The organism is Providencia sp. PROV003, from assembly GCF_045040775.1.
Lineage (GTDB): Bacteria > Pseudomonadota > Gammaproteobacteria > Enterobacterales > Enterobacteriaceae > Providencia > Providencia huashanensis.
Genome location: NZ_CP096369.1, coordinates 65,133 through 78,589 on the forward strand (window position 1 = coordinate 65,133; position 13,457 = coordinate 78,589).

At 43.0% G+C, this 13,457-nt stretch carries 7 protein-coding genes, 1 tRNA gene and 3 rRNA genes; 2 read left to right on the forward strand and 9 right to left on the reverse strand.

Going from position 1 to position 13,457, the window contains the following annotated elements; genetic code table 11:
- Nucleotides 1-14 precede the first annotated feature (14 nt).
- Nucleotides 15-671 (forward strand): two-component system response regulator NarL, encoded by a 657-nt coding sequence (gene narL, locus M1F14_RS00310; RefSeq protein WP_042849091.1) that lies wholly within the window; start codon nt 15-17, stop codon nt 669-671.
- Nucleotides 672-838: 167 nt separating this feature from the next.
- Nucleotides 839-1,360, forward strand: a complete 522-nt coding sequence (gene idi / locus M1F14_RS00315) for an isopentenyl-diphosphate Delta-isomerase (RefSeq protein ID WP_071547687.1) — start codon at nt 839-841, stop codon at nt 1,358-1,360.
- 15 nt (nt 1,361-1,375) lie between these two features.
- Here the strand turns inward: idi and M1F14_RS00320 are convergent, their stop codons facing one another.
- The 9 genes from M1F14_RS00320 to pepQ form a co-directional block, all read right to left on the reverse strand.
- Nucleotides 1,376-2,926, reverse strand: a complete 1,551-nt coding sequence (locus tag M1F14_RS00320; RefSeq protein ID WP_181469070.1) for an aromatic amino acid ammonia-lyase — start codon at nt 2,924-2,926, stop codon at nt 1,376-1,378.
- A gap of 646 nt (nt 2,927-3,572) precedes the next feature.
- Nucleotides 3,573-3,688, reverse strand: a 5S ribosomal RNA gene (rrf, locus tag M1F14_RS00325).
- A 146-nt stretch (nt 3,689-3,834) separates the two neighbouring features.
- Nucleotides 3,835-6,743 (reverse strand): 23S ribosomal RNA (locus M1F14_RS00330).
- A gap of 357 nt (nt 6,744-7,100) precedes the next feature.
- Nucleotides 7,101-7,176 (reverse strand) — tRNA-Glu (locus M1F14_RS00335).
- A 133-nt stretch (nt 7,177-7,309) separates the two neighbouring features.
- Nucleotides 7,310-8,849: ribosomal RNA gene (locus tag M1F14_RS00340) — 16S ribosomal RNA — on the reverse strand.
- Together the 16S, 23S and 5S rRNA genes with 1 tRNA gene alongside form the textbook arrangement of a ribosomal RNA operon.
- Before the next feature lie 571 nt (nt 8,850-9,420).
- Nucleotides 9,421-9,945 carry a menaquinone-dependent protoporphyrinogen IX dehydrogenase gene (hemG, locus tag M1F14_RS00345; protein ID WP_071547685.1) on the reverse strand — a complete coding sequence of 175 codons (525 nt, stop codon included), beginning with the start codon at nt 9,943-9,945 and terminating at the stop codon, nt 9,421-9,423.
- Between the two features lie 45 nt (nt 9,946-9,990).
- The gene (gene trkH, locus M1F14_RS00350) at nt 9,991-11,442 is read right to left on the reverse strand and encodes a Trk system potassium transporter TrkH (RefSeq protein ID WP_042848814.1); all 1,452 of its coding nucleotides are present in this window, start codon (nt 11,440-11,442) and stop codon (nt 9,991-9,993) included.
- Nucleotides 11,443-11,470: 28 nt separating this feature from the next.
- Nucleotides 11,471-12,085 carry an IMPACT family protein gene (locus M1F14_RS00355; RefSeq protein ID WP_042848815.1) on the reverse strand — a complete coding sequence of 205 codons (615 nt, stop codon included), beginning with the start codon at nt 12,083-12,085 and terminating at the stop codon, nt 11,471-11,473.
- On the reverse strand, nt 12,085-13,419 hold the full coding sequence (pepQ, locus tag M1F14_RS00360) for a Xaa-Pro dipeptidase (RefSeq protein ID WP_042848816.1): 1,335 nt from the start codon (nt 13,417-13,419) through the stop codon (nt 12,085-12,087). The genes M1F14_RS00355 and pepQ overlap by 1 nt, the downstream gene beginning before the upstream one ends.
- Nucleotides 13,420-13,457 lie beyond the last annotated feature (38 nt).

A 13,457-nucleotide genomic window follows, 5' to 3' on the forward strand; every position in this document is an offset into this window, starting at 1 on the left:
CGGAAAAATCATCTATGGAGAATACAAATATAATGAATGAAAAATCAACCATCCTACTTATTGATGATCATCCGATGCTAAGAAATGGGGTCAAACAACTGATTAGTTTAGAACCTTCATTACAAGTCATCGGAGAGGCAGGAGATGGGAAAACAGGTATCCAAATCGCAGCAGAACAAGACCCTGATTTAATTCTTCTCGATCTGAATATGCCGGGTATGAATGGCTTTGAAACTCTAGATGAGCTAAGAAAAAGGGAACTTTCTGGAAGAATTATCCTTTTTACCGTCTCTAACTATAGTGATGACCTAGTCAACGCGTTAAAAAGAGGGGCTGATGGTTATCTACTTAAAGATATGGAACCAGAAGAGCTTATTGTGGCTCTTAAAGAGGCTGCCAGTGGAAAATTAGTTGTCAGCCCAACGCTAGCTTCAGTACTTGCTGAATCATTAAGGGATAATACAACACAAGATGAAAACCATATTGCATCCTTAACACCAAGAGAAGCGGACATCTTAGAACTCATTTCACAAGGGTTGTCCAATAAAATGATAGCTCGCAAACTAGATATTGCAGAAAGTACAGTAAAAGTTCACGTTAAACATTTGCTTAAAAAATTAAACTTAAAATCTAGGGTTGAAGCTGCTGTTTGGGTATTACAACAAAAATAATCCTCACTACAGCCCTATCGCAGCTATATAAATAATAAAATAGCTGCGAGTTAAAAAAAATAAGACTAAGAATTAAACTAAAATAAGAGATAAATAGCTCTAATTTGCAAACTTTTATTTTTAGTTATAATAAACTATACGTATAGTTTTTAATGGAAATAATAAAAATGGAAGATCAGTTAATTTTAGTTAATGAAAATGATGAACCAATAGGTGTAATGCCTAAATTACTCGCACATCAACTCGGTCGCTTACATCGCGCCTTCTCTATTTTCATTTTTAATGACCAAAATGAATTGCTTATCCAGCAAAGAGCGCTTCATAAGTATCACTCTGCTGGCCAATGGGCTAATTCATGCTGTAGTCATCCAAAACCACATGAAGATACCCTACAAGCCGCACAACGACGACTTAATGAAGAATTAGGGTTCATCACGCCTTTAACTCATGTTGGTTCATTCACTTACCATGCTGAAGTGAGTGGAGGATTAATAGAACATGAATATGACCACCTATATGTTGGCCACTATAATAAAGTGATCTATCCCAATATTGAAGAAGTCGCATCCATCCGCTGGGTTAGTATTTCTAAACTTATTTATGAAATTAATCAACAACCGGAGATTTTTACTCCGTGGTTTAAAAAAATACTGACTAAATACCCATCATTAAATTTCAATTTAGCTTAATTAACTGCCCGATGATTATATTTCATAATTTAAGATATAATCATGTATCAGTGTTAATTCTTTTGAAAGTGATTTATCTTCACCATTTAAATCAATACATTCACTTATCATATGATAAATACTATCTGTTTTTGAAGATAATAAATAAGAGGGATCTTTCTCTTTTCTTAAATTAATTGCTTGTACCACACATAAAAACACAATCGAAATTAATTCATATCCATACATTAATTGATTTTTTAATTTTTCAGCAACAAACTGTGCATTCGTCGCAGTATCCTCAACACCACCTGCGACAGAGAAGTAATCTAATGAAGCTGGCATTGCTAGATATTTAATTCTCATTGCTAAAGTAACTGCGGGCTTTTCAATGGCACCAAGTGCATGAAATGCAGTTCTATTACCTAAAAACCGAGTTAGCTGTGTAAAATAAGGGTCATTAAGTTTTACTATCTGCGGTACACTTGCTAGTGCATTATGAGCAATCGCTAAACTTAATTTTTCGATAGATAAAACCCAAGGTAGTGTTTCAAAATTTCCACTTGGAAGCACTGCCTGATGACAATCATTTTCAGCCAAATTATTATTTACATGTTTAGTGAGCACGCATGGATTATCATTTGATCCATTTACTTGAATGAGGAGCTGTTCTTTAGCTTGTTCATAGCTTAAACGCAACTCTGCTAGCCGATATACCCCACAACGATAGCTTAGAGGGTCTTGTAAATGACGTTCATCGTCGTAACATTCCAACGAAGAACCAACTAATAGGCTTCTAAGTTTTTCTCCCATTGCAATAACTTCAGGGTATGCACAAGCATCCAAAACCTGCTGATTTAAAGGTGAGAGGTTACCATTTAAGGCTTGAAGATTTAAACAATACAATAACTCACTTATATTTATGTAATGTGCTGTTTTTAATAACGCAGCAGCTGCTATAGCAACAGAATAAGCGTTTGAACATAATAAAGAGAGTGAATCTTTTGCCCAAGGTTCTATGGGGGGAATGCCCGCAAGTTGAAGTGCCTTTGAAGAAGACATTGTTTTACCTTGGTAAATTACCTCTCCCTCACCTAATAATGTAAGCCCTATATGACTCAATATAGTAATATCCCCCTCACCAATAGAACCCATGCTTGGGATAAAAGGAATGATATCTCTGTTAAGTAATTCGACATAGCTATTAATTATTCTAGGTTGAATTCCACTATAACCATTAAGTAACATGTTAATGTGAATTCCCATGATCCCTCTAATTAAACAGCTATCTATTGGCTTACCTATACCCACAGAATGTGCACATATTAGTTTTTTATTAAATATCGTTGATTTTTCAATTAGCTCTTCAGTAAACCTACCATTTAATTTTATATATTCCGTATCTTTATTTAAGCCAACACCTACTGTTAGACCATATATCCTTACTCCTTTCTCGGCCTCTAATATTAATAGGTTATGGCTTTCTTCTAATTTTTCCACTACCATATAATCCACAGCAATATCTTCACCATTCATAATTAATTCTATATCATGAAGTTTTAAGTTTTTTCCATTCAGCAAAACCATATACCCTCTCTAAAAAAAGAAAAAATAAACAATTTACAACTGTATTTTTACTTATTTATAGTAAAAACTAAAACTCATCATTTTTAAACTTTAACTATCAAACATTATTAATTAGGGAGGAATAATAATTATAATGGTATAGTTTTATTATGTTTAATAGCAAATTTTATTAAATATAGAGGACAATAAGTAATGCCAGACCATTCGTTTTAAATCAATCAATCAATTTTATATTTTAATACATCGTAAAATATGATTTATGGGCATCTATATATTTGAATGATAAGGGATACAATAAAAACTAGCTTCGATAAGGGTTAAAATGATAAAAAATGAAGTAGACGTACTCGTAAGTTACTGAATGGATTATTGGTCCTCGATGACAATAAGTGCCATAAATACAAAGCACATTCACTAAGCTGATGATTAATCACGAGAAGTCACACGAGCCACGTCAACAAAGAGAACACCCACTCGTGTCATCATCCCTTTCACCGAAGTGACTTAATTGCTGAGTTGACTACTAGTTAGCTTATCACCTTTAATGATAAGCACACGATGTAGGCCTCTCTCCCTAAATTGCGTGATTTCGGTTTCCCCAAACGCAAAAAAGCCACCCAATGGGTGGCTTTCTCACTAATTTAATGTCTGGCAGTTCCCTACTCTCACATGGGGAGACCCCACACTACCATCGGCGCTACGGCGTTTCACTGCTGAGTTCGGCATGGGGTCAGGTGGGACCACCGCGCTATTGCCGCCAGACAAATTCGGTTTGTTCCCGTTTAGCACATTTCGTCACTAAACCAGAACTGCAATCTTGAACAAGCTGCCATGTCCCTCGCCTCTCGGCTTCTCACGCTCATTGAATCAATCTCATCTCTCAATCTCTAAAACACCTTCGGTGTTGTCAGGTTAAGCCTCACGGTTCATTAGTATTGGTTAGCTCAACATATCGCTATGCTTACACACCCAACCTATCAACGTCTTAGTCTTAAACGTTCCTTTAGGACCCTTAAAGGGTCAGGGAAGACTCATCTCAAGGCAAGTTTCCCGCTTAGATGCTTTCAGCGGTTATCTCTTCCGCACTTAGCTACCGGGCAATGCCATTGGCATGACAACCCGAACACCAGTGGTGCGTCCACTCCGGTCCTCTCGTACTAGGAGCAGCCCCTTTCAATCTTCCAACGCCCACGGCAGATAGGGACCGAACTGTCTCACGACGTTCTAAACCCAGCTCGCGTACCACTTTAAACGGCGAACAGCCGTACCCTTGGGACCTACTTCAGCCCCAGGATGTGATGAGCCGACATCGAGGTGCCAAACACCGCCGTCGATATGAACTCTTGGGCGGTATCAGCCTGTTATCCCCGGAGTACCTTTTATCCGTTGAGCGATGGCCCTTCCATTCAGAACCACCGGATCACTAAGACCTACTTTCGTACCTGCTCGAGCCGTCACTCTCGCAGTCAAGCTGGCTTATGCCTTTGCACTAACCGCATGATGTCCGACCATGCTTAGCCAACCTTCGTGCTCCTCCGTTACTCTTTGGGAGGAGACCGCCCCAGTCAAACTACCCACCAGACACTGTCCGCACCCCGGATAACGGGGCAACGTTAGAACATCAAACATTAAAGGGTGGTATTTCAAGGTTGGCTCCATGCAGACTGGCGTCCACACTTCAAAGCCTCCCACCTATCCTACACATCAAGGCTCAATGTTCAGTGTCAAGCTATAGTAAAGGTTCACGGGGTCTTTCCGTCTTGCCGCGGGTACACTGCATCTTCACAGCGAGTTCAATTTCACTGAGTCTCGGGTGGAGACAGCCTGGCCATCATTACGCCATTCGTGCAGGTCGGAACTTACCCGACAAGGAATTTCGCTACCTTAGGACCGTTATAGTTACGGCCGCCGTTTACTGGGGCTTCGATCAAGAGCTTCTCCTTACGGATAACCCCATCAATTAACCTTCCAGCACCGGGCAGGCGTCACACCGTATACGTCCACTTTCGTGTTTGCACAGTGCTGTGTTTTTAATAAACAGTTGCAGCCAGCTGGTATCTGCGACTGGCTTCAGCTCCATGGGTAAACCACTTCACCTAGCGCCAGCGTGCCTTCTCCCGAAGTTACGGCACCATTTTGCCTAGTTCCTTCACCCGAGTTCTCTCAAGCGCCTGAGTATTCTCTACCTGACCACCTGTGTCGGTTTGGGGTACGATTAATGATAATCTAGAGCTTAGAGGCTTTTCCTGGAAGCGGGGCATGAGCTACTTCGCCACCGTAGTGACTCGTCATCAGACCTCAGCATATAGTGAACCGGATTTGCCTAATTCACCTGCCTACATCCTTAAACCGGGACAACCGTCGCCCGGCCAGCCTAGCCTTCTCCGTCCCCCCATCGCAATTATCACCAGTACGGGAATATTAACCCGTTTCCCATCGACTACGCATTTCTGCCTCGCCTTAGGGGTCGACTCACCCTGCCCCGATTAACGTTGGACAGGAACCCTTGGTCTTCCGGCGTGCGGGTTTTTCACCCGCATTATCGTTACTTATGTCAGCATTCGCACTTCTGATACCTCCAGCATACCTCACAGTACACCTTCACAGGCTTACAGAACGCTCCCCTACCCAACAATATTTACATATCGCTGCCGCAGCTTCGGTGCATAGTTTAGCCCCGTTACATCTTCCGCGCAGGCCGACTCGACCAGTGAGCTATTACGCTTTCTTTAAATGATGGCTGCTTCTAAGCCAACATCCTGGCTGTCTGAGCCTTCCCACTTCGTTTCCCACTTAACTATGACTTTGGGACCTTAGCTGGCGGTCTGGGTTGTTTCCCTCTTCACGACGAACGTTAGCACCCGCCGTGTGTCTCCCGTGATAACATTCTTCGGTATTCGTAGTTTGCATCGAGTTGGTAAGTCGGGATGACCCCCTAGTCGAAACAGTGCTCTACCCCCGAAGATGAGTTCACGAGGCGCTACCTAAATAGCTTTCGGGGAGAACCAGCTATCTCCCGGTTTGATTGGCCTTTCACCCCCAGCCACAAGTCATCCGCTAATTTTTCAACATTAGTCGGTTCGGTCCTCCAGTTAGTGTTACCCAACCTTCAACCTGCCCATGGCTAGATCACCGGGTTTCGGGTCTATACCCTGCAACTCATTCGCCCAGTTAAGACTCGGTTTCCCTACGGCTCCCCTATACGGTTAACCTTGCTACAGAATATAAGTCGCTGACCCATTATACAAAAGGTACGCAGTCACCCTGATAAATCAAGGCTCCCACTGCTTGTACGTACACGGTTTCAGGTTCTATTTCACTCCCCTCGCCGGGGTTCTTTTCGCCTTTCCCTCACGGTACTGGTTCACTATCGGTCAATCAGGAGTATTTAGCCTTGGAGGATGGTCCCCCCATATTCAGACAGGATAACACGTGTCCCGCCCTACTCGTCGAGTTCACAACACTAATATCTTCAGATACGGGGCTATCACCCTTTACTGCCGGACTTTCCAGACCGTTCTCCTGATACTAATGCTGATTAAGACTCTGGGCTGCTCCCCGTTCGCTCGCCGCTACTAGGGGAATCTCGGTTGATTTCTTTTCCTCGGGGTACTGAGATGTTTCAGTTCCCCCGGTTCGCTTCGTTTGACTATGTATTCATCAAACGATAGTGCAACGAATTGCACTGGGTTTCCCCATTCGGAAATCGTCGGGTATAACGGTTCATATCACCTTACCGACGCTTATCGCAGATTAGCACGTCCTTCATCGCCTCTGATTGCCTAGGCATCCACCGTGTACGCTTAGTCGCTTAACCTCACAACCCGAAGGTGTCTTCTTATCAGACGACACTTAACGTCATGGCTGTGCGTGGTGAACTTCTTCGTTGGGTAGTGCTCGCAATGCTCACGTACTATTGTACGCTGCGCTTGCTGTGCGCTAGCCGCCTTGAATTTCACACTGCTCGCTCATGCCACTCGTTTGTGTGTTTGAAAAACACTTCAAGTTGAGATTTTTGAGAGACTCTCACATTGTTTAAGCGATAAACAATGTGCGTTGTTTTCAATTTTCAGCTTGTTCCAGATTGTTAAAGAGCATAATTGTTAAACCAACTACAAGGTAATTGGCTTAATCATTATTGGGGACATCGTCTTTCACTCGATATCGGCGCAATTGGCGTCCCCTAGGGGATTCGAACCCCTGTTACCGCCGTGAAAGGGCGGTGTCCTAGGCCTCTAGACGAAGGGGACACAAGATATTGCACATACTGCTGCGGTATCTCATGCAAGTCCTACTCTTTCAAGTAAGTCTCCCACGTATAGCCTATTGCTCTACTTTCTATCAGACAATCTGTGTGAGCACTTCACAAAAACACTTCAATGGTAAGGAGGTGATCCAACCGCAGGTTCCCCTACGGTTACCTTGTTACGACTTCACCCCAGTCATGAATCACAAAGTGGTAAGCGCCCTCCCGAAGGTTAAGCTACCTACTTCTTTTGCAACCCACTCCCATGGTGTGACGGGCGGTGTGTACAAGGCCCGGGAACGTATTCACCGTAGCATTCTGATCTACGATTACTAGCGATTCCGACTTCATGGAGTCGAGTTGCAGACTCCAATCCGGACTACGACGTACTTTATGAGTTCCGCTTGCTCTCGCGAGGTCGCTTCTCTTTGTATACGCCATTGTAGCACGTGTGTAGCCCTACTCGTAAGGGCCATGATGACTTGACGTCATCCCCACCTTCCTCCGGTTTATCACCGGCAGTCTCCTTTGAGTTCCCGACCGAATCGCTGGCAACAAAGGATAAGGGTTGCGCTCGTTGCGGGACTTAACCCAACATTTCACAACACGAGCTGACGACAGCCATGCAGCACCTGTCTCAGAGTTCCCGAAGGCACCAAAGCATCTCTGCTAAGTTCTCTGGATGTCAAGAGTAGGTAAGGTTCTTCGCGTTGCATCGAATTAAACCACATGCTCCACCGCTTGTGCGGGCCCCCGTCAATTCATTTGAGTTTTAACCTTGCGGCCGTACTCCCCAGGCGGTCGATTTAACGCGTTAGCTCCGAAAGCCACTCCTCAAGGGAACAACCTTCAAATCGACATCGTTTACAGCGTGGACTACCAGGGTATCTAATCCTGTTTGCTCCCCACGCTTTCGCACCTGAGCGTCAGTCTTTGTCCAGGGGGCCGCCTTCGCCACCGGTATTCCTCCACATCTCTACGCATTTCACCGCTACACATGGAATTCTACCCCCCTCTACAAGACTCTAGCTGACCAGTCTTAGATGCCATTCCCAGGTTAAGCCCGGGGATTTCACATCTAACTTAATCAACCGCCTGCGTGCGCTTTACGCCCAGTAATTCCGATTAACGCTTGCACCCTCCGTATTACCGCGGCTGCTGGCACGGAGTTAGCCGGTGCTTCTTCTGTCGGTAACGTCAATCGTTGATGATATTAGCATCAACGCCTTCCTCCCGACTGAAAGTACTTTACAACCCTAAGGCCTTCTTCATACACGCGGCATGGCTGCATCAGGCTTGCGCCCATTGTGCAATATTCCCCACTGCTGCCTCCCGTAGGAGTCTGGGCCGTGTCTCAGTCCCAGTGTGGCTGATCATCCTCTCAGACCAGCTAGGGATCGTCGCCTAGGTGAGCCATTACCCCACCTACTAGCTAATCCCATATGGGTTCATCCGATAGCGCAAGGACCGAAGTTCCCCTGCTTTGCTCCTAAGAGATTATGCGGTATTAGCCACCGTTTCCAGTGGTTATCCCCCTCTATCGGGCAGATCCCCATACATTACTCACCCGTCCGCCGCTCGTCAGCGAGAAGCAAGCTTCCCCTGTTACCGCTCGACTTGCATGTGTTAGGCCTGCCGCCAGCGTTCAATCTGAGCCATGATCAAACTCTTCAATTAAAAGTAGCTTGATGCTCAAAGAATGTCTTACTGACCGTAACGTTCTTTTGTTCGGCTAACGTTGTCGGCTTCACATCGCTTCCCCTCGCCGTACCTAAGTACTGTCTCGGGTTATCTCTGCTTGCCTTCGCGTTATCCTTCCAAAATAAGCGTTACTACCTTATTTCATATATATGAATTAACGTGTTAGTCACTCTTCAAGACTTAAAATCAAATATTTTTTTGATAGTGTCCTGTGAGTGCCCACACAGATTGTCTGATAAATTGTTAAAGAGCGTTGCGACATTTCTTTTGGAAATTCGACTCAGTTTTAATTAACTTAGGTCGTTGTCGCGAGGTGACGTATATTACGTTTTTTATTTAGAAAGTCAAGCGTTTATTTTCAACTTTTTCTTTCTCACCTCTGTTATCACAAGGCTTCGAGGTTTTCTTCGAGCCGGTTTATCGTGACAACGGATGCGCATTATAGGGAGCCCAGAAAATCTAGCAAGTGTTTTTTTAATATTTCTTTTCAAGCGCTGATTTATTAAACAAATCGTGCAAACCTGCTGCATTTTGTTGATAAAAAGACCTACAGTTTATCAAACTCACTAGCAAATTGGGTAACGTTCTCCCAATTAGTGTATTCAATTTCAGTATTTGGGTCAGTCGGACCATCTGTCATTTTCATTATTAGGCGGATCATAGTTCTATCGAACCATTTATAACGTGGATAAAAGAGGGCTCCAGCAAAAACAGACTTTAATGTTGGCTTCCAAGGGCAAGCTTCTAAAAACTTACGTGTGTATGCGTTTGTTTCTACTGTGTCTTTCCCTTCTTTTCTTGCTGTAAGATTTACAGCAAAGAAGGCTGTGTTCATTGAATTCAATTGGTTTTGGTGAGTAGTCGCAAAACGAAGTAGCTTTTTATTAAAATGACCATAACGAATCGATGCCCCCACCAATACTTTGTCATAAGCCGCCAAATTTAAGCTTTGCTCAGTGTTTAAATCACGAATATCACACTCTCGACCTAATGTCCGTAGCTGCTCAGCCATCTTTAAAATAATTTTTTTTGTTTGCCCATCCGTACTGGAATGTAAAAGTAAATAGCTCATCATCGTTCCTAGATTATTATCATTTCTATATTAGGTTGTACTCAATTACTCACGCCAGAAAGTCGGTGTCAGCAGTACCAATAAAGTAAAGACCTCCAAACGCCCAAATAACATAGTCACAACTAATATCCATTTCCCAGTTGGATTCATAGAGGTAAAGTTGTCAGCAACTGTTCCTAGACCCGGGCCTAAGTTATTTAATGTGGTGGCTATAGCAGAGAAAGCAGAAAACTCATCAACGCCCGTTGCTATCAAAAGTAATAAGCTGACAATAAAAACCAAAGCATATGCGGAGAAAAACCCCCATACCGCTTCTATAATTCTTTCAGGGAGCGCTCTTTGGCCTAACTTAATCGTGTATACCGCATTTGGATGAACCAGACGTTTTAGTTCCCGAGAACCTTGCAAGAAGAGTAACAAAATGCGAATAACTTTTAGCCCGCCCCCAGTTGACCCTGCACACCCACCAACAAATGCCGCACATAATAAAAGCATCGGTAAAAAAAGTGGCCACCCCGAAAAGCTATCTGTTGTAAAACCAGCAGTTGTCGCCATTGATACAACTTGGAAAAATGCCTGATCGAGCGTTTGCCCAAAGCTACCATAAACTGAGTGATACATTAAAACTAAAGTACAGATCACGACTAGAACAAACTGGAAGCTAATAAACATTCTAAATTCAGGGTCACGCCAATAAATGCCAAGGCTACGCCCAGTTAATACAGCGAAGTGTAAACCAAAATTACAGCCAGAGATGAGCAGAAATACCCCAATGATGGTGTTAATCGCTGGGCTATTAAAATAACCTACACTTGCATCATGTGTAGAAAAACCACCAATAGCAATTGTTGAGAAACTATGGGATATAGCATCAAAAACATCCATACCAGCTACCCACAAAGCAACAGCACAAGCAATCGTTAGCAATACATAAATAAGCCATAACGTCTTTGCAGTTTCTGCAATACGTGGGCGCATTTTATTGTCTTTCAAAGGCCCCGGCATTTCCGCTCGATATAACTGCATCCCCCCAACACCCAGTAGAGGCAAGATTGCAACGGCGAGTACAATGATCCCCATACCGCCAAGCCATTGAAGCATTTGCCGATAGAATAATATTGCTTTAGGTAACGAGTCGAGCCCTGTTAGCGTTGTTGCGCCAGTAGTGGTTAACCCCGAAAATGATTCAAAAAAAGCATCAGTAACGGAAAGGTTTGGTCTCTCTGAAAAGATAAAAGGTAATGCCCCAACACTCCCCAGAACAGTCCAAAATAATACGACAATAAGAAAGCCTTCTTTTGCCTTAAGTTCATGACGGCTATTACGCGTAGGTAGCCATAAAAAAAGACCAATCAATAACGCAGTCACAAAAGTCTGGCTAAAGGCTCGCCCTGCGCCATCGCGATAAATTAGCGCCACAATACCTGGTATAACCATGGTAAATGAAAAAATGATGACTAGCAGCCCGACAATACGGGTTATTGCGCGAAAATGCATTCGGCAGATTCCTTGCTAAAGCTGTTTACTATTCCGATTCTGGCGTGAGCGACAAGGCACCACGACTTATATCGCGTAATTTATCATTGACTTCCTGCTGAAGGGTAGCAGGAATTGCAATTTGCAAAGAGACAGCTTCATTATAATCACTGTGTAAAACCACGCCATTCACCTGAATAAGTAGCTGCTCAATTGCATTAACCAATGAGTAATCACATACTAAATTAAACACTTTTTGTGGCACTTTAGTTTGTGTTGGTAAAATTTTCAGTGCTTGCTGTACACCATTACCATAAGCTTTAACTAACCCGCCAGTCCCCAGTTTTATCCCACCAAAATAACGCACAACGACACAAGTGACTTCCCCTAAGTTGCTTCCCAAAAGTTGTGCCATAATGGGTTTGCCAGCCGTTCCTGTTGGCTCGCCGTCATCAGAAAAACCTAATTGTTGCGAGTCATCAGGACGCCCAGCAACAAATGCCCAGCAATGATGCCGAGCATCTGGATATTGAGCTTTAACCGATTGGATATAATCTTTTGCCGCTTCAATACCCTCGGTATGTGCTAAGTACGTAATAAAACGACTTTTTTTAATTTCTTCAGTAAACGAAATCGTTTCTGCTGGTATTAAATAAGGTTTCATTAACGTAAATGTAAGTCTCGAGTCATATTTTCAATTCGGTTAGCGTGGATCACTATATTGTCTTCAATACGAATACCGCCATAAGGTTTAAAGAACTCTATTTTATCCCAATTAAAATGCTGACTATATTCACCATTTCGCCACTCAGCGAGTAAAGATTCAATGAAATACAGACCTGGTTCAATTGTTAATACCATTTTAGGTTCTAATACACGAGTACAGCGCAAGAAAGGATACATTTTCGGAGCAGCAAGGTGAGCCCCGCTGTCGTCTTGCATAAAGCCAGCAGCATCATGCACTTGCAGCCCTAAAGGGTGCCCTAAGCCATGAGGTAAAAATGGTGTTGTTAACCCATTTTCGACCATCGATTCTTCGCTAATACCTTTTATAATATCGTGTTTAGCGAGGATTTTTGCGATCCTATGATGCATATCCACGTGATAATCGGTATAACGAACCCCAGCTTTAATTGTATCAATTAATGAAAGCTGTTCGCTATTTACATCCGCCACTAATTCAGCAAATTCATCCTTGCCTTTTGCGGCATAAGTCCTAGTAATATCAGCTGCATAGCCATTGTACTCTGCACCAGCGTCTATCAGAAAACTACGTAATTCATTAGGAACTGTTTGCTGCAACTTGGTGTAATGCAGTACGGCTGCATTTTCATTTAGAGCAACAATATTACCATATGGCACATTGGTATCTCGATGACCAGTAGACTGTAAATAACTGATATTAATATCAAATTCACTCATTCCTGCACGGAATGCTTCAAGTGCTGCAAGGTGCCCATTCACCGCCATTTTTTGTGCTTCACGCATACAGTAAAGCTCATAGTCTGTTTTATATGAACGATGGAAATGGTAATAGTCTAAAACCGGTTTTGGGTTGATATTATGCAAAGAGATGCCTAATGACTCCGCTCTTGCTGTTGCAGAGCCGATATAGGCAATATTGTCTTTTTGGATATTCGCCAGAAACCCTTTGATATCGTCCGCATTCTTTAGGTGGATTAAGTCAATGTCTTTAGTCCAGAAACCATCTGGTAATGGCTCAACGCTATGCCAATAATCAACTGGCGAATAAAACCATAATTTAGGCTTATTTACCCCATCAATGAGTAACCAAGAATGTGGGACATCAGTAACAGGTACCCAAGACTTAAAATGAGGATTAACTTTAAAAGGGTAATCACTATCATCAAGAAAGATGCGTAGGGGTTCACCTGAATGAATCAATATGGCATCTAATTTGCTGCGCTGTAAGACTTGCTGAGTTCTGTATTGTAACGTTTTAATATGTTCAGCGTAGAGTGCAGTCAATTTTTCCATTTCTTTCAACCTTTCAGCATTAATTAGAAAATTCAAGC